Source organism: Streptacidiphilus sp. ASG 303, assembly GCF_020991365.1.
Taxonomy (GTDB): domain Bacteria; phylum Actinomycetota; class Actinomycetes; order Streptomycetales; family Streptomycetaceae; genus Peterkaempfera.
On sequence record NZ_JAJLRA010000020.1, the window covers coordinates 22,099 to 38,829 of the forward strand.

Consider the following 16,731-nt stretch of genomic DNA (forward strand, 5'->3'; position numbering starts at 1 on the left):
GTAGGTTGGAGCCATGGCAGACAGTGCACACCCCGCCCCCGGCGCCGCCGTCCCGGCGCCGCCGAGGGTGCTGACCGTCGCCGGCTCCGACTCCGGCGGCGGCGCGGGGATCCAGGCCGACCTCAAGACGATGCTGGCGCTCGGCGTGCACGGCATGAGCGTGGTCACCGCGGTCACCGCCCAGAACTCCCTGGGCGTGCAGGGCTACTGGGAGCTGCCCGCCGAGGCCGTGCGGGCGCAGTTCCGCAGTGTCGTCGACGACATCGGCGTCCAGGCGGTGAAGACCGGCATGCTGGCCTCCGCCGTCCTCGCCGGGACCGTCTCCGACCTGCTCGCCGGCCTCGACGTGCCGGTCGTGGTGGACCCGGTGGGCGTCTCCAAGCACGGCGACGCCCTCCTCGCCGCCGACGCGGTCGCCACCGTGCGGGAGCGGCTGCTGCCCCTCGCCACCGTCGCCACCCCGAACCTGCACGAGGTCGCCCAGCTCACCGGCGTCCGCGTGGAGGACGAGTCCGGCATGCGCAAGGCCGCGGAGGCGGTGCTGGCGCTCGGGCCGCGCTGGGTCCTCGTCAAGGGCGGCCACCTGCCCGGCCGCGCCTCCGACCTGCTCTCCGACGGGTCGCAGGAGCACTGGTTCCACGCCGAGCGGTACGACAACCGGCACACCCACGGCACCGGCTGCACCCTGGCGAGCGCCGTCGCCGCGGAGCTCGCCAAGGGGCAGGACGTGCCCGGGGCGGTCGCGGCCGCCAAGGAGTACGTCACCGGCGCCATCCGGGCCGGCTTCCCCCTCGGCTCCGGCATCGGACCGGTCGACCACGCCTGGCGGCAGCGCCGCTGACGGGCCTTCACCGCCGGGGGGCCGTGGCCTGCGGTGTGCCTGCGGGCCGCGGCGGCCGCGGCCCGCAGGCACCGGGGGCCCCGCCGGGGAGTCCCGGCGGGGCCCGTGTCCGGCCTCAGGGCAGGTTGACGGTGACGGTGTCCCCGTCGCCCGTGTCGGTGGTGACCGTGGCGTTCTTCTTGATGGTGTGCAGCGCCCCGCCGCCCGGCGGGTCGCACGTGGCCTGGAAGGACACCTTGACGTTGCTGTCCGCGAGCGTCAGCGTCAGCGGCCCGTAGGTGCCCTTGACGCCGCCGGTGCTGGTGACGTCGCCGCTGTCGGAGCCGAAGCCGGCGGACGTCACGCGGACCACGGTCGGCACCGACAGGTCCTTGAACTTCGCGCACGACACCGAGCCCTCGAAGTTCACGTCCCTGACCTGCGGGGCGGCGTGCGCGGCCGTCGTGGGGCCGACCACCAGGGCGCCGGCCAGCAGGGGCGCCGCCCCCAGCAGGGCCTTCAGCCGCCGGGAGCGGGAAGAACGGAAGGACATCGCAGCCTCCAGGCAATTCGGGGATGGCGGGTCCGGTGCGTGTACCCGTGCCCCGGCCGGGGTTGAATTCCGTGATGCTGGTCCGTGTCCGATTCCGTGCGGCCCGGCCGAGGAATGTGCCGCAGGCGGGGTGCGGCGTCCCGGACATTTCAGTGACAACGCTAGTGACAGCACCTCTGAGCTGGCAAGAGGGGCTTCCGGATTTTGCATTGCCGCACGGCGTTACTGCATGCGGGAAATCGTTTGAAAATTCCACATGATTCTCCCGTGCCGATGTCCGGCGTTTGTTCGGGGCGGTGTGCTCCCGTGTTCCGGAATGCGCGGCGGAGATGTTCCGTCGCGGTCCTCGGCCGCCGTCCCCGCGCGCCGCCCCGCCGGCCGCGGCCCTGGGCCGACCGGGTGTCGTTGCGCTTCGTCCGGCCCCTGCGCCTTGCCGCGGCGGCCGCCCTGCAGTGGTGTGGGTACCGCGGGATGATCAGCGCGAGAGGAGGTGGCCGGGTGCCGGGCGACCGCGAGACCGCAGCCGAGCACGGTGAGGGCCCGGCGGGTTCCGGAGCCGGGGACGGCCACCGGAGGCTGGAGCCGACGGTGACGCGCACCCGGCCCGTCCGCACCACGGTGGACCTGGACCCCACGCTGCACCGGCGGCTGAAGAGGTGGACCGCGGACGCCGCCGTGAAGCTCGACGTCGTCGACCTCCCGCTCGTCGAGGTCCTCCGCGCCCTGGTGCGCCGCGTGATCGTGGACGAGGACCTCGCCGCCGCCGTCCTGGACGACCTGCGCGCCCGGTGAGCGGGGCCGACGCACGGGCACCCCGCGCGGACGGGGCGGCCCCGGGCCGTGCACCGGAGGTGAACCCGAGGCATGGTCCGCGCGTACTCGGGGAAAGGCTCAGGAACAGGTGCGCGACCGGTCGTCCCTCCACGACCGCGGGGCATGCTCGGGAGGCGGCATGACGGCCGACGGGACAGCACAGCCGAACGGCGCCGCCGGGCGGCGCACACCCCGGTACGGCATGCCGCGCCGGGCCCTCCTGCTGCTGCTCCGGGCCTGCGGTGCGGACGGCAACCCGCTCTGCCGCCGCAACGACCGCCGACGGGCCCGGCTCCTGCTCGCCGCCGCCGCGCTCCTGCTGCTGGCGCCGCTCGCGGCCCTCCTCACCGGACAGGCCGTCCACCGGCACGGCCGCGACGCGGCGGCCGCCCGCTCCGCCCAGCAGCACCGCGTCACCGCCGTGACCCTGGCCGCGGCGGTGCCCGGGCAGGTGCGGGCGGGGCAGCGGCCGGACGTCCTGGTGGACGCCCGCTGGTCCTACCCCCCGGGGCACGTCCGCACCGGGCGGCTCGCGGTGGCGCCCGGCACCGCGGCCGGCGCGAGGGTGCCGCTCCGGGTGGACGCAGCGGGGCGCCCGGTCCGGCCGCCGCGCAGCGCGGCCGACATCGACGCGGACGCCTGGTTCGCGGGCGTCGGCACGTTCGCCGTCCTGGCCGCCCTCACCGTGACCGGCACGGGGCTGGTCCGCAGGGCCCTGGACCGGCACGAGGCCCGGGCCTGGGCCCGGCGCTGGGCCGAGGTGGAGCCGGAGTGGTCCGGCCGCCGCCCGCACGGGATCGACGGCCGCTGACGCGCCCCGCACGGCACCGGCCGACGCGGTGCGCCAGGACCGCCCCCGCGGCGCGGGCCCCCGGCGCGGGACCCCGGACATGCGGAAGGCCGGTCCACCCCGAGGGGTGGACCGGCCTTCCGGCGAACCGGGTGTACCGGCCTGCGCGTCAGCGCGAGACCTTGCCGGCCTTGATGCACGAGGTGCAGACGTTGAGCCGCTTCGGCGTCCGACCGACCACGGCACGCACCGTCTGGATGTTGGGGTTCCAACGACGGCGGGTGCGGCGGTGCGAGTGGGAGATGTTGTTGCCGAAGCCCGGCCCCTTGCCGCAGACGTCGCAGTTGGCAGCCACGGGAGTCACTCCAAAGACTTCAGATCAGATACGTTCCAAAACCCCGGAAGACCGCGGACCGTGGATGACGGGTACAGGGCCAAACCGAGAAGTGCCCGGACCGGCCGGGCAACCGGAGCAGCATACATCTGCCGCTCCCGTAGAACGAAACTACCACGACCCGGGCACCCGTCGGCATCGAGCACCCGGCCGCCCCGGATAGCCTGCCTGCGGCGGGCCGCCGACCGGGGCCCGCGGACACGCGCCCGTGAGGTGAGGAGGCCCGGTGCCGGACACGCTCGACGCCCCCGCCGTGCGCACCTGGTGCCGGCTCGCGCTCGCCGCGCTGGGGCAGGCCCGCGAGGAGATCGACGCCCTCAACGTCTACCCCGTGCCCGACGGCGACACCGGCACCAACCTCTACCTCACGGTCGAGGCCGCCGCCGCGGCCGTCGACCCGCTGTTCGACCCCGTCGCCGGCACCGCCCCCGACCTCGCCGGCGCCATGCGGGCGATGTCCCGCGGCGCCCTGCTCGGCGCCCGCGGCAACTCCGGGGTGATCCTCGCCCAGCTGCTGCGCGGCATGGCCGAGGTGCTCGCCGACGGCGGCGGCGCGGGCGACCACGCCTCCCTGCGCCGCGCGCTGCGCCGCGCCGCCGACGCCGGGTACGAGGCCGTCGCCCGGCCCGTCGAGGGCACCGTGCTGACCGTCGCCGCGGCCGCCGCCCGCGCCGCCCAGGAGTGCCCCGGCGGCCTGGTCGAGGTCGCCGAGGCCGCCCACGACGCCGCACGCCTCGCCCTGGCCGGGACCCCCCGGCAGCTGGACGTCCTGGCCCGCGCCGGTGTGGTCGACGCCGGCGGCCGCGGCCTGGTCGCCGTGCTCGGAGCCCTCGCCGACGCCGTCGCCGACCACACCCCGATGGGCCCGCTGGCCCTGGGCCCCGGCCGCTCCCGGCAGCGCGAGGCCGCCGGGGCGGCCCCCGACTGCACCGGCGGGCCGGAGCCCGCGTCCTCCCGCAGCGACCCGGCGTTCGAGGTGACCTACCTCCTCGACGCCCCCGACGACGCCCTCCCCGCCCTGCGCGCCCGCCTCGGCGGGCTCGGCGACTCCCTGGTCGTCGTCGGCGGCGACGGGCTGTGGAACGTCCACGTCCACGTGGACGACGCCGGCGCCGCCGTCGAGGCCGGCGTGCTGGCCGGCCGGCCCCACCGCATCCGCATCACCCACTTCGGCGACGCCGCCCGCGCCCGCGCGGCCGCCGTGCCCCCCGAGCCCCGGGAGCACCCCGAGCCGTCCCGCCGGGCCGTCGTCAGCGTGGTGCACGGCACCGGCACCGCCCGGCTGTGCACCGAGGCCGGCGCCGCCGTCCTGCACGCCGACCCCGACCGGCCGCCGTCCAGCGCCGAACTGGTCGGCGCCGTCCGCGGCACCGGCGCCCGCGAGGCGGTCCTGCTGCTCAACGACCCCGAGCTGCGCGCGGTCGCCGGCGCCGCCGCCGACCAGCTGCGCGCCGAGGGCATACGGGTGGCCGTCATCCCCACCCGCTCCCCGGTCCAGGGCCTGGCGGCGCTCGCCGTCCACGAGCCCGGCCGCCGGTTCGACGAGGACGTGGTCTCCATGACCTCCGCCGCCGGCGCCACCCGGTACGCCGAACTCGCCGTCGCCGAGGGCGAGTCCTGGACGATGGCGGGCGTCTGCCAGGCCGGCGACGTCCTGGGACTGATCGACGGCGACGTGGCCGTCATAGGCGGCGACCTCGGCGACACCGGGGAGGTCGTGCTCGACCGCATGCTCGCCGCGGGCGGCGAGCTGCTCACCCTGATCCTCGGCGAGGGCGTGCCGCAGCACCTCGCCGACCGGCTGGTCGCCCATGTCCGGCGGCAGCGCCCCGAGGTCGACACGGTGGTCTACGACGGCGGCCACGAGGCCGCACCGCTGCTGGTCGGCCTGGAGTAGCGCCCCGCGTCCGGGCCGCGGCCGCCCGCGGTGCGACCGCCCGGGACGCGGCCGTCCGCGGCGCGACCGCCCGGGCACGACCGTCCGGGACACGACTGTCCGAGGCGTGAGGTGGAATGGAACCGATGTCACCGCTCGACGAACCCCTCCACAAGCTCGTCGGCGATCGCACCGCCAAGGTGCTCGCCGACAGCCTCCGGCTGCGCACCACCGGCGACCTCCTGCACCACGTCCCCCGGCGCTACGCCGAGCGGGGCGAGCTCACCAGCCTCGACGAGCTCGAGGTCGACGAGCACGTCACCGTGGTGGCCCGGGTGGAGAAGGTCACCCTCATCCCCTTCCGGCAGCGCCGCGGCAACCGGCTGGAGGTCGTCGTCACCGACGGCCGGGGCCGGCTGACGCTCACCTTCTTCAACCAGGCGTGGCGGGAGAAGGAGCTGCGCCCCGGCGCCCGCGGCATGTTCGCCGGCAAGGTCGGGGTCTTCCAGCGCACCCGGCAGCTGGCCAACCCGGACTACCAGCTGCTGGACGCCGACGCGGAGTCCGGCGCCGCCGAGCGCTTCGCGGGCCGGCTCATCCCCGTCTACCCGGCCTCCGCCCAGGCGCCCAGCTGGAAGATCGCCCAGTGCGTGGAGGTCGCCCTGGACGGCCTGGCCGCCACCGGCTGGGAGGGCGTCGGCGACCCCCTCCCGCCCGCGCTGCGCGAGGACCGCGAGCTGCTGGCCCTCCCCGACGCGCTGGAGCGCATCCACCGCCCGCGCAGCCAGGCCGACGTGGCGATGGCCCGCTCCCGCCTCAAGTGGGACGAGGCCTTCGTCCTGCAGACCGCGCTGGCCCGCCGCCGCGCCGCCGACTCCGCCCTGCCCGCGGTCGCCCGCACCCCCCGCGACGGCGGCCTGCTCGACGCCTTCGACGCCAAGCTCCCCTTCACCCTCACCGAGGGCCAGCGGAAGGTCTCCGCCGAGATCTTCGCCGACCTCGCCCGCGAGCACCCCATGCACCGCCTCCTCCAGGGCGAGGTCGGCTCCGGGAAGACGATGGTGGGCCTGCGGGCCATGCTCGCCGTGGTCGACACCGGCGGCCAGGCGGCGATGCTGGCGCCCACCGAGGTGCTGGCGCAGCAGCACCACCGCTCCATCACCGCGATGATGGGCGACCTCGCCGAGGGCGGCATGCTCGGCGGCTCCGACATCGGCACCAAGGTGGTGCTGCTGACCGGCTCCATGGGGACCGCCGCCCGCCGCCAGGCCCTGCTGGACCTGGTCACCGGCGAGGCCGGGATCGTGGTCGGCACCCACGCCCTGATCGAGGACAAGGTGCAGTTCCACGACCTGGGCCTGGTGGTCGTCGACGAGCAGCACCGCTTCGGCGTGGAGCAGCGCGACGCCCTGCGCTCCAAGGGGGAGCGGCCGCCGCACCTGCTGGTGATGACGGCCACCCCCATCCCGCGGACCGTCGCCATGACCGTCTTCGGCGACCTCGAGACCTCCGTCCTGGACCAGCTGCCCTCCGGCCGCTCCCCGATCTCCTCCCACGTCGTGCCCGCCCTGGAGAAGCCGCACTTCCTGGCCCGCGCCTGGGAGCGGGTCCGCGAGGAGGTCGGCAAGGGCCACCAGGCGTACGTGGTCTGCCCGCGGATCGGCGACGAGGAGCAGGAGGGCGGCGGGTCCGGGAAGGCCGCGAGGAAGTCCGCGAAGGCCGCCGGGGAGGACCTGGAGGACCTCGACGGCGGCGGCGCGGACGGCGAGGAGCGCCGCCCGCCGCTGGCGGTGCTCGACGTCGCCGAGCAGCTGCGACGCGGCCCGCTGGCCGGGCTGCGGGTGGAGGTCCTGCACGGCAGGATGCAGCCCGACGCCAAGGACGACGTCATGCGCCGCTTCGCCGCCGGTGAGGCGGACGTGCTGGTCGCCACCACCGTGATCGAGGTCGGCGTGAACGTCCCCAACGCCACCGCGATGGTCGTCATGGACGCGGACCGCTTCGGCGTCTCGCAGCTCCACCAGCTGCGCGGCCGCGTCGGCCGCGGCAGCGCACCGGGCCTGTGCCTGCTGGTCAGCGACATGCCCGCGGCCACCGCCGCCCGCAGCCGGCTGGACGCGGTCGCCGCCACCCTGGACGGCTTCGAGCTCTCCCGGATCGACCTGGAGCAGCGCCGCGAGGGGGACGTGCTCGGGCAGGCCCAGTCCGGGGTGCGCTCCTCGCTCAAGGTCCTCTCGGTGCTCCAGGACGAGGACGTCATCGCCGCCGCCCGGGAGGAGGCCGTCCGGCTCGTCGCCGAGGACCCCGGCCTGGAGCGCCACCCGGAGCTGGCGGGGGCCCTGCAGAGCCTCCTCGACGAGGAGCGGGCCGAGTACCTGGAGAAGGGCTGAGTCCTGGGGGAGCGCCGGGTCCCGGCCGGGTCCCGGAGGAGGTCCGGGGCCCGGAGGGCGGCCGGGCGGGGCGGGTGCGGGCGCCGTCCGCACCCGGCCCGTGCGGGGTCCGGCCAGGGCCGGTTGTCAGTGCCCGCTGCGACAATGGAGGTGTTCGGGAAGCACTCCTGCGAGTGCTCCGCCCGCGGACACCTGGGGGCACACCACATGGCATTCCGGCACCTCAACGAACTCCCGCTCGGCGACAAGGTCTTCCGCATCGAGCTCGCCAGCGACGACGACCGCGAAGTCACCCTCACCCTCACCGGCTGGCGGGAGGGCGAGTCCGCCAACCCGCTCGCCTCCGGCCGGCTCCGGCTGCCCGTCGAGGACGTCGCCTCGCTGCGCATCGCGCTCAACCGGGCCCTGCGCGCCCTGGCGATCGTCGCCGACGTCTCCGAGCCCATCCCCGACCGCGACGTCCTGCGCGAGCTCTACCCCGGCCACGGCGCCCCCTGGGTGCCGCAGCACGAGGAGGAGCTGGTCCGGCGCTTCCACGACGGCGAGACCGTCGCCCGCATAGCCGCCCGCTTCGGCCGCACCCCCGACTCCGTCCGCACCAAGCTGCGCGAGCTCGGCCACGACCCGCGCCGCCCCGAGTACTGCCCGCCCGACGGCTGCCTGTCCTGGTCGCGGTACGCCTCGCCCGGCCTGCTCGGCTCCCCCGAGCCGGCCGCCGGGGCCGACGCCTCCTGACCCGTACCGGCCCGATCCCGGAGGCCCGGCCGGCACCGGCCGGGCCTCCACCGGAGTGACCCGGACCGGCCGGGGCGGGGGAGGCCCCGCCCCGGCCGGTCCGGGCGCACCCGCCGGTCCGCCGGTCCTGCCGCCGCCGTATAGCGTGGAGGGAGCACCCCGCCCGTCCGCCCGTGAGGAAGCGCAAGCCCGATGACCCGCGTGATCGCCGGAGCGGCCGGCGGCCGCCGCCTGGCCGTGCCGCCCGGCCAGGGGACCCGCCCCACCTCCGACCGGGCGAGGGAGGCCCTCTTCTCCACCTGGGAGTCGCTGCGCGGCACCCTGCACGGCGCCCGCGTGCTGGACCTGTACGGCGGCTCCGGCGCGGTCGGCCTGGAGGCGCTCTCCCGGGGCGCGGCCCACGCCCTGCTGGTGGAGGCCGACGCCCGGGCCGTGCGCACCATCCGGGAGAACGTCCGCGCCCTCGCCCTGCCCGGCGCCGAGGTGCGGGCCGGCAAGGCCGAGCGGGTGGCCGAGGGCGAGCCCCCGGCCGCCCCCTACGACCTCGTCTTCCTCGACCCCCCGTACGCCGTCACCGACGCCGCGCTGCGGGAGATCCTCCTCACACTCTCCGCCGGGGGGTGGCTCGCCGCCGACGCGCTCGCCACGGTGGAACGCAGCACCAGGGGCGGTGAGTTCGCCTGGCCGGACGGCTTCGAACCGCTCCGCTCCCGCCGCTACGGCGAGGGCACGCTCTGGTACGGTCGCGCCGCCGCTCCGGCCGGTGCCGCCACGCCGGGACAGGGACGTCCGGACCGGCCGGGAACGAACGGCTAGCAGAGTCGGCCCATCCTCACGGCAGAGCCGCCGGGGCCGGAGAGCGAGGATCACGTGTTGCGCCGCGCCGTCTGTCCGGGGTCCTTCGACCCCATCACCAACGGCCATCTCGACATCATCGAGCGGGCCTCCAAGCTGTACGACGTCGTCCACGTCGCCGTGCTGATCAACAAGTCCAAGCAGGGCCTGTTCACGGTCGAGGAGCGCATCCGGATGATCGAGGAGGTGACCGCCCCCTACGGCAACGTGGAGGTGGAGTCCCACCACGGCCTCCTGGTGGACTTCTGCCGCGACCGCGGCATCCCCGCGATCGTCAAGGGCCTGCGGGCGGTCAGCGACTTCGACTACGAGCTGCAGATGGCCCAGATGAACCACGGGCTGTCCGGCGTGGAGACCCTCTTCGTGCCGACCTCGCCCACCTACAGCTTCCTCTCCTCCAGCCTGGTCAAGGAGGTCGCGGCCTACGGCGGCGACGTCGGCCACCTCGTGCCCGAGCCGGTGCTGCAGCGCCTGGTCAAGCGGATGGCGGAGCGCGCGGCCGAGCAGTGAGCCGGGCCGCGGCAGGCGCCGGAGCGACGGCCGGGACGGCGGCCGGGGCCGCGCCCCGGCCGGTGCGGGCGGTTCCTGCCGGTCTGTCACCCCGCCTCCGCCGCACCCGTTCCCCCGCACCCCGGCGGTGGCCGTAGAGTTTCAACCCCCCGCCCCGCCGCACCCCGGCGCACACGGAAAGACGTGAGCCACAGTGGACGTGCAGAACAAGCTCGACGACATCGTCGCGGCCGTCGAGAGCGCCCGTGCCATGCCGATGTCCGCCTCCTGCGTCGTCAACCGGTCCGAGCTGCTCGGCCTGCTGCACGAGCTCCGGGAGGCGCTGCCCTCGGAGATCTCCCGCGCGCAGGCCGTGATGGCCGACCACGAGCAGGTGGTCGCCGAGGCCCGCGCCGAGGCCGAGCGGATCATCCACGAGGCCCACGGCGAGCGGGGCTCGCTGGTCTCCGGCACCGAGGTGGTCCGCCTCTCCCAGACCGAGGCGGACCGCATCCTCACCGAGGCCCGCGCCGAGGCCGCGGAGCTGCGGCGGGAGGCCGACGACTACGTCGACAGCAAGCTCGCCAACTTCGAGGTCGTCCTCACCAAGACCCTCGGCGCGGTCGGCCGCGGCCGGCAGAAGCTGCGCCCGGAGGCCGACGCCTACGGGCAGGACGGTCTCGGCGTGCAGGGCGAGGACGGCGAGGAGTTCACGCCGCAGGCCTCGCCCAGCCCCGAGGTGGACGAGTACGTCGACGTGAAGCTCGCCACCCTGGAGACGGTGCTCAGCCGGACCCTGGAGGCCGTCGGACGCGGCCGCGACAAGCTGCTCGGCAAGCAGCCCATCGACGAGCTCGGCGCCTACCTGGCCGCCGCCGACCAGGCCCAGCAGGACAAGGACCGCGCGGCCGCCGTCGCCGCCGGGTTCGCGGCCGCCGAGGCGGAGGAGGCCGCGGTCCGCGGCACGGGCGGCGGCGAGATCGGCGAGGCGTGGTTCCGCGACCAGGCCGACGGCACCCCGCACGCCGGCACCCCGCACGCCGACCCCCGGCACGGTGACCTCCAGCACACCGGCGGGCACCAGGACGGCGCGCAGCAGGGCTGGGGCGGCCAGGACGGCTGGCAGCAGCAGGACCCGTACGCGGCGGCCGCCCACGGCGGCGACCCCTACGGCGGCGGCTGGGCGCAGGGCGGCTCCGCGGAGGGCTACCCGCAGCAGTCGTGGCAGGGCCACGACCCCTACGGCGGCGGCTACGCCCAGGGCCACGACGGCTCCGGCTACCCGTCCCAGCCCGGCTACGCCCCGCAGGAGACGTACCCGGCGTACGGCTACCCCCAGCAGGTGTCGCAGCACGAGCTGCCCCCCGCGCAGTCCCCCCACCGCCAGGACGGCGCCGGCCTGGACGAGACCAGCTTCTTCGACACCAGCGTCATCGACGTGGCCCGGCTGAGGGAGCTCGGCGGCGGCCGCTGAGGCGCGAAGTTGGGGCTGGCCGGAGCGTCCGGTATCCTGACTGCTCCGGCCTGTTCGCGCCGGGGTTGTCGGCTGCCCGGGCCCCTCCGGGGGTGCGCCGCGGAGCCGCAGTCACATGAGCCGCATTGCGTCGCGCAGGGATGCGCACGCCGTAGGAAGCAGGACGTCCTGGACCGCCTCGACCACCGCGACCCCCTCGTGTTCGACACGCACGAGCTGGGCCGTCGTCCGGGCTCGATGCGCAGGGTGACCCGCACCGTCGAGGCTCCCGAGGACTTCGGCATCGACGTGATCGGCGTCCCCGCGAAGAGCCCGGTCGAGCTGGACCTCCGGCTGGAGTCGGTGGTGGAGGGAGTACTGGTCACCGGTACCGCCGCCGCCCGCATCACCGGGGAGTGCGTACGCTGTCTGGAGCCCGTCGAGGACGACCTCGAGGTGGACTTCCAGGAGCTGTACTCCTACCCGGAGGACGACCGCGCCGTGCGCGGCGCGTCCGCCGGGAGTGCGTCCGACGAGGACGACGAGGAAGAGACTTACCGCCTGGAGGGCGACCTGTTCGACCTCCGGCCGGTGCTGCGTGACGCGGTGGTGCTCGCACTGCCGCTGCAGCCGGTGTGCCAGGACGACTGCCTGGGTCTGTGCTCCGAGTGCGGGGCACGCCTGAGCGACGACCCGGACCACCACCACGATGCCGTCGACCCCCGGTGGGCGGCACTGCAGGGACTCTCCGCCGCCCCCGGCGACGAGGGTGACGGGAACGACGAGGACAGCAACGCCCGTGAGGGCGCTGCCGAGAACCAGGAGAAGTAGCCGTGGCTGTTCCGAAGCGGAAGATGTCGCGCAGCAACACGCGCCACCGCCGTTCGCAGTGGAAGGCTGCGGTCCCGGCCCTGGTGGCGTGCGACCGCTGCCACGAGCCGAAGCTCGCGCACATCGCGTGCCCGAGCTGCGGCACCTACAACCGCCGCCAGGTCCTGTCGGTCTGATCGGCGGGGTGCACGGATCGATGTCGGACGGAACCACGACCTCACGCCAGGCCGCCTCATCCGGGGCCCAGTCCGCGGACAAGGCGGCCGGGCGGCCGACCTCGACCACCAACGACGTCCTGGAAGGGCGGCTCGGGTACACACTCGAGCCCGCCCTTCTGGTACGCGCTCTCACCCACCGCTCGTTCGCGTACGAGAACGGCGGCCTCCCCACCAACGAGCGCCTGGAGTTCCTGGGCGACTCGGTGCTCGGCCTCGTGGTGACCGACACCCTCTACCGGATCCACCCGGACCTCCCCGAGGGCCAGCTCGCCAAGCTGCGCGCCGCGGTGGTCAACTCCCGCGCGCTGGCCGACGTCGGCCGCGGCCTCGACCTCGGCGCCTTCATCCGGCTCGGCCGCGGCGAGGAGGGCACCGGCGGACGCGACAAGTCGTCGATCCTCGCCGACACCCTGGAGGCGCTCATCGGCGCCGTCTACCTCGACCAGGGACTGGACGCCGCCTCCGAGCTGGTGCACCGCCTCTTCGACCCGCTGATCGAGGAGTCCTCCAACCTCGGCGCCGGCCTCGACTGGAAGACCTCGCTGCAGGAGCTCACCGCCACGGTGGGCATCGGCGTGCCCGAGTACCTGGTCACCGAGTCCGGCCCGGACCACGAGAAGACCTTCACCGCCACCGCCCGCGTCGGCGGCGAGGAGTACGGCTCCGGCACCGGCCGCTCCAAGAAGGAGGCCGAGCAGAAGGCCGCCCAGAGCGCCTGGCACGGCATCCGCGAGAAGCACGGCGTCGGAGCAGCGTCCGCCGACGGCACCGCGTCCGCCGACGGCGCCGCACCCGCCGTCTGACCGGGCCGACCCGAGGACCGGACCGCCGCATGCCCGAACTGCCCGAGGTCGAGGTCGTCCGCCGCGGACTGGACCGCTGGGTCAGCGGCCGCACCGTCGCCGAGACCCAGGTCCTCCACCCCCGCGCCGTGCGCCGCCACACCGCGGGCGCGGAGGACTTCGCCGCCCGCCTGGCGGGACGCACCCTCGGCCCCGCCCACCGCCGCGGCAAGTACCTGTGGCTGCCCGTGGAGGACACCGGCGCCTCCCTGCTCGGGCACCTCGGCATGAGCGGCCAGCTGCTGGTCCAGCCGCCCGAGGCCCCCGACGAGACCCACCTGCGGGTCCGCGTGCGGTTCACCGACGGCGGCCGCGAGCTGCGCTTCGTCGACCAGCGCACCTTCGGCGGCCTCACCGTCCACCCGGCCGAGCCCGGCGACCCCGAGGCCACCCCGCTGGCCATCGCGCACATCGCCCGCGACCCGCTGGACCCCCGCTTCGACGACGGCGTCTTCCACACCGCCCTGCGCCGCCGCCGCACCACCGTCAAGCGTGCCCTGCTCGACCAGAGCCTCGTCAGCGGCGTCGGCAACATCTACGCCGACGAGGCCCTGTGGCGGGCCCGCCTCCACTACGAGCGGCCCACCGCCGGCCTCACCCGGCCGCAGACCGCCCTGCTGCTGCAGTCCGTGCGGGACGTCATGACGGCGGCCCTGGCCGCGGGCGGCACCAGCTTCGACAGCCTCTACGTCAACGTCAACGGCGAGAGCGGCTACTTCTCCCGCGACCTCGACGCCTACGGGCGCCGCGACGAGCCGTGCCGCCGCTGCGGCACCCCCATCCGCCGCGAGCCGTGGATGAACCGCTCCAGCTACTTCTGCCCCCGCTGCCAGCCCGCCCCCCGCACCGCCTGACGGTCCGTCACCTCCGTGGCGGGGGCCGGGACGGGGCGGGCCCCTCCGCCCCGGCGCCCGTGGGCGCGCACGTCCGCATCCAGGTCCGCGTCCGCATCCGTGCCCCCGGAAAGCCCTCGCCCCGCCGCGCGCTGCCCCCTAGGATCACGCGCATGCCCACCACCCTCGGCGAAGCCGCGCGCAGGCTCTTCGACGACGCCAACCCGGCGGTCCTCGGCACCGTCAACCCCGACGGCAGCCCCCAGACCTCGGTCGTCTGGGTCGCCCGGGACGGCGACGACCTCCTCGTCTCCACCGCCGCCGGCCGGTGGAAGGAGCGGAACATCCGCAGGGACCCCAGGGTGAGCCTCACCGTCCACGACCGCCACGACGCCCTCCGCTACGTCGAGGTGCGGGGCACGGCCGCCGTCACCGAGGACGTCGGGCGCGCGCTGGCGGTCCGGCTGGCGGAGGAGTACGAGGGGCCGGGCGCCGGCCAGGAGTACCTGGACCTCCCCCCGGAGACCGTCCGCGTCGTCGTCCGCATCACGCCCCACCGCGTCCTCGGCACCGCCGCCCGCTGACCCGCCGACCCGCTGACCCGTCGGCACCGCCCGCACCGCCCGCACCGGTCCGCTCCCCGCGGGCAGGATGCGCGCCGGTCCGCCGCGAGCTGTCGTCGGGCCGATGAGAAACGGTCGCCGTCCCGGTCTCCTTGAACGTCAGGGCCGGATGCGCGTCCGGCTTCGGAGACAGCGATCGGACTGGGCATGGGCAAGGTTGTCGTGATCGAGCACGTCACGCTGGACGGTGTGATGCAGGCCCCGGGGCGCCCCGACGAGGACCGGCGGGGAGGGTTCCGCCACGGCGGATGGGCCACGGAGCGTCAGGACCCCCTGATGCAGCAGGTCATGGGCGAACGCATGTCGTCCGCCTGGGCCCTGCTGCTCGGCCGCACCACCTATGCGGACTTCGCCGACTACTGGCCCAAGCAGGGCGCGAACCCGTTCACCGAGGCCCTCGACCAGGTCCGCAAGTACGTCGTGTCGACCACCGCGACCGAGCCCCTGCCCTGGCAGAACTCCACACTTCTCACAGGTGAGCCCACCGAGGAGGTCGCCGGGCTCAAGAAGCGGCTCGACGAGAAGCTGGTGGTGTTCGGCAGCGGCCTGCTCGTCCGATCCCTGCTGGAGCGCGCTCTCGTCGACGAACTGGTGCTCATGATCCACCCGATCGTCCTCGGGTCCGGCCGCCGCCTGTTCGCGGACACCGGGAACGACCTTGCCGCCCACCGGCTCACCGACAGCCGTGCGACCGGGTCCGGTGTGATCATCGCCGTCTACGGGCGAGCGGACACCTGATCCCCGGAGTCACGCCCGTTGGCGCGGTGTGCCGGCAGCGGCCCGGCGGTTCCGACTCCCGACCGGCCGCCGGGCGGTGTCCGGCCGCAGTCCTCCGCGGCGGGTCGGCCGGCCTGCCGCCGCCGTCGCAGGTTCCTTTCCGCGCCTCGGTCCTCCCGGACGCGGGGGAGGGCGGAAGGCCCCGGGCGGATACCCGCGCCGTCACGACCCGGGCGCACCCCGCGTGTCTGCACGCAGCTGATGCCCGTCCGCGGGACCGGGACCCGGGCCGCGGCCGGCCGCACCTTCCGGTCCGCGGACGCTGCGGACGACGGCCCGGGGACGGCCCCCGGCCTGCTGCGGGTCGCCGGCCTGCGGGTTCTCTCAGAAGCCGAAGTCCTGGGTCCACCAGGGGCCGCCGGCGCCCTCGTGGACGCCTATGCCGAGGCGCTTGTAGTCGCAGTTGAGGATGTTCGCCCGGTGGCCGGGGCTGTTCATCCAGGCGTCCATGACCTCCTCCGGCGTCTGCTGCCCGCGGGCGATGTTCTCGCCGCCGAGGTAGGAGATGCCCGCCGCGGCGGCGCGGTCCCAGGGGCTGCGGCCGTCGGGGTCGGTGTGGTCGAAGAAGCCGCGGGCGGCCATGTCGTCGCTGAAGTCCCGTGCCAGCTTGGCGAGGTGGGGGTCGGTGGCCACCGGGGAGCAGCCGGCCTTCGCCCGCTCCTGGTTGACGAGGGTGAGCACGGCGGAGGCCACGGCGGCCCGGCTGTCCGCGGACCTGCCGGTCGAGGCGGCCGTGGGGGCCGGGGCGGTGCCGGCGTCGGCCGTGGGCGCGGGTGTCGCGGTGGAGCCGGCGGCCGGGGCGTCGGCGGTGGGCGCCGCCACCGGCGACGTGCTGGCGGAGGGCGCGGGGGAGGGGGCCGTGGGGGACGGCACCGGGCTCCGGTCCTGGTCCCGCCCGGCGGGCTCGGACGGACGGGGGGCCGGGAGGGCCGCGCCGGGGGCGGCCGCGCCGCCGGGTGCCCGGGTCGAGGTGGTGCCCGCGGCGCCTGCGGCCGTGCCGTCTCCGGTGCCGGTCCCGGGCTCGGCGACGGCGGTCTGCGCGGCGGGCGGCCCGCCCGCGACGACGGCGGAGCCGGCCAGTGTGGAGGGCATGGGGACCAGGCCGCTGATCACCCCGCCCGCGCCGGCGGCGAGGGCGGTGCAGCAGACCGCGAGGACGGCCCGGGCCGGACCCCCGGCGGGGCCGGGCTCCCGTCCGCGGCGGCGGTGGGACACCGGTCCTGCGGGACGGGTCGCCGCGGGTGCGGCGGCGGGCGCGGCATGGCGCCGGTGGCCCCCCCGGGCCCCTGCAGCGGGCTGCTGCGACTGCGGCTTGGACGTGCGCGCATGTCGGGACATGGCTGTTAGGAACCCTCCCGATCCCCCCGACCGGTGACAAGAACCGTGCTCTCACCCTTTCGGGTGATGGCAGGACTGTACAGGTATGACGGGTGGGGCCG

18 protein-coding genes are annotated in these 16,731 nt (G+C 75.7%); 15 read left to right on the forward strand and 3 right to left on the reverse strand.

Annotation, left to right across the window (positions count from 1 at the left end; all coding sequences use genetic code 11):
* Window positions 1-13 precede the first annotated feature (13 nt).
* The gene (gene thiD / locus LO771_RS21685; protein ID WP_230655002.1) at window positions 14-841 is read left to right on the forward strand and encodes a bifunctional hydroxymethylpyrimidine kinase/phosphomethylpyrimidine kinase; all 828 of its coding nucleotides are present in this window, start codon (window positions 14-16) and stop codon (window positions 839-841) included.
* Window positions 842-956: 115 nt separating this feature from the next.
* On the opposite strand, the gene LO771_RS21690 is transcribed toward thiD, so the two are convergent.
* The gene (locus tag LO771_RS21690; protein WP_230655004.1) at window positions 957-1,373 is read right to left on the reverse strand and encodes a hypothetical protein; all 417 of its coding nucleotides are present in this window, start codon (window positions 1,371-1,373) and stop codon (window positions 957-959) included.
* Window positions 1,374-1,871: 498 nt separating this feature from the next.
* Here LO771_RS21690 and LO771_RS21695 point away from each other — a divergent pair, with 498 nt between their 5' ends.
* The gene (locus LO771_RS21695) at window positions 1,872-2,165 is read left to right on the forward strand and encodes a hypothetical protein (RefSeq protein WP_230655006.1); all 294 of its coding nucleotides are present in this window, start codon (window positions 1,872-1,874) and stop codon (window positions 2,163-2,165) included.
* 160 nt (window positions 2,166-2,325) lie between these two features.
* Entirely contained in the window at window positions 2,326-2,997 is a 672-nt protein-coding gene (locus tag LO771_RS21700) for a hypothetical protein (protein ID WP_230655008.1), read from the forward strand.
* A gap of 148 nt (window positions 2,998-3,145) precedes the next feature.
* Here the strand turns inward: LO771_RS21700 and rpmB are convergent, their stop codons facing one another.
* Window positions 3,146-3,331: a 50S ribosomal protein L28 gene (gene rpmB, locus LO771_RS21705; RefSeq protein ID WP_009714771.1), complete on the reverse strand. Its 186-nt coding sequence runs from the start codon at window positions 3,329-3,331 to the stop codon at window positions 3,146-3,148.
* 265 nt (window positions 3,332-3,596) lie between these two features.
* Between rpmB and LO771_RS21710 the strand changes: the two genes are divergently transcribed.
* The 12 genes from LO771_RS21710 to LO771_RS21765 all read left to right on the forward strand — a co-directional run bounded on the left by LO771_RS21710 (window position 3,597) and on the right by LO771_RS21765 (window position 15,253).
* Window positions 3,597-5,267 carry a DAK2 domain-containing protein gene (locus tag LO771_RS21710; RefSeq protein ID WP_230655010.1) on the forward strand — a complete coding sequence of 557 codons (1,671 nt, stop codon included), beginning with the start codon at window positions 3,597-3,599 and terminating at the stop codon, window positions 5,265-5,267.
* Between the two features lie 125 nt (window positions 5,268-5,392).
* The gene (recG, locus tag LO771_RS21715) at window positions 5,393-7,636 is read left to right on the forward strand and encodes an ATP-dependent DNA helicase RecG (protein WP_230745260.1); all 2,244 of its coding nucleotides are present in this window, start codon (window positions 5,393-5,395) and stop codon (window positions 7,634-7,636) included.
* Between the two features lie 207 nt (window positions 7,637-7,843).
* Complete coding sequence (locus tag LO771_RS21720) at window positions 7,844-8,371, forward strand: hypothetical protein (RefSeq protein ID WP_230655012.1); 528 nt, start codon at window positions 7,844-7,846, stop codon at window positions 8,369-8,371.
* A 192-nt stretch (window positions 8,372-8,563) separates the two neighbouring features.
* Window positions 8,564-9,187, forward strand: coding sequence for a 16S rRNA (guanine(966)-N(2))-methyltransferase RsmD (gene rsmD / locus LO771_RS21725; protein WP_230655014.1), 624 nt, complete (start codon window positions 8,564-8,566; stop codon window positions 9,185-9,187).
* Window positions 9,188-9,244: 57 nt separating this feature from the next.
* The gene (gene coaD, locus LO771_RS21730) at window positions 9,245-9,736 is read left to right on the forward strand and encodes a pantetheine-phosphate adenylyltransferase (RefSeq protein WP_230655016.1); all 492 of its coding nucleotides are present in this window, start codon (window positions 9,245-9,247) and stop codon (window positions 9,734-9,736) included.
* Window positions 9,737-9,929: 193 nt separating this feature from the next.
* Window positions 9,930-11,189 carry a cell division initiation protein gene (locus LO771_RS21735; protein WP_230655018.1) on the forward strand — a complete coding sequence of 420 codons (1,260 nt, stop codon included), beginning with the start codon at window positions 9,930-9,932 and terminating at the stop codon, window positions 11,187-11,189.
* A 198-nt stretch (window positions 11,190-11,387) separates the two neighbouring features.
* Entirely contained in the window at window positions 11,388-11,999 is a 612-nt protein-coding gene (locus LO771_RS21740) for a DUF177 domain-containing protein (protein ID WP_230655020.1), read from the forward strand.
* 2 nt (window positions 12,000-12,001) lie between these two features.
* Complete coding sequence (gene rpmF, locus LO771_RS21745) at window positions 12,002-12,175, forward strand: 50S ribosomal protein L32 (protein ID WP_111492989.1); 174 nt, start codon at window positions 12,002-12,004, stop codon at window positions 12,173-12,175.
* A 20-nt stretch (window positions 12,176-12,195) separates the two neighbouring features.
* Window positions 12,196-13,020: a ribonuclease III gene (gene rnc, locus LO771_RS21750; RefSeq protein WP_230655021.1), complete on the forward strand. Its 825-nt coding sequence runs from the start codon at window positions 12,196-12,198 to the stop codon at window positions 13,018-13,020.
* Window positions 13,021-13,049: 29 nt separating this feature from the next.
* Entirely contained in the window at window positions 13,050-13,913 is an 864-nt protein-coding gene (mutM, locus tag LO771_RS21755) for a bifunctional DNA-formamidopyrimidine glycosylase/DNA-(apurinic or apyrimidinic site) lyase (protein WP_230655023.1), read from the forward strand.
* 152 nt (window positions 13,914-14,065) lie between these two features.
* Window positions 14,066-14,476: a PPOX class F420-dependent oxidoreductase gene (locus tag LO771_RS21760; RefSeq protein ID WP_230655025.1), complete on the forward strand. Its 411-nt coding sequence runs from the start codon at window positions 14,066-14,068 to the stop codon at window positions 14,474-14,476.
* A 186-nt stretch (window positions 14,477-14,662) separates the two neighbouring features.
* Entirely contained in the window at window positions 14,663-15,253 is a 591-nt protein-coding gene (locus LO771_RS21765; RefSeq protein WP_230655027.1) for a dihydrofolate reductase family protein, read from the forward strand.
* 363 nt (window positions 15,254-15,616) lie between these two features.
* Here LO771_RS21765 and LO771_RS30830 read toward each other — a convergent pair whose 3' ends face one another.
* A complete protein-coding gene (locus LO771_RS30830) occupies window positions 15,617-16,507 on the reverse strand; it encodes a CAP domain-containing protein (RefSeq protein WP_308188964.1) in 891 nt (296 codons plus the stop codon).
* Window positions 16,508-16,731: the final 224 nt, after the last annotated feature.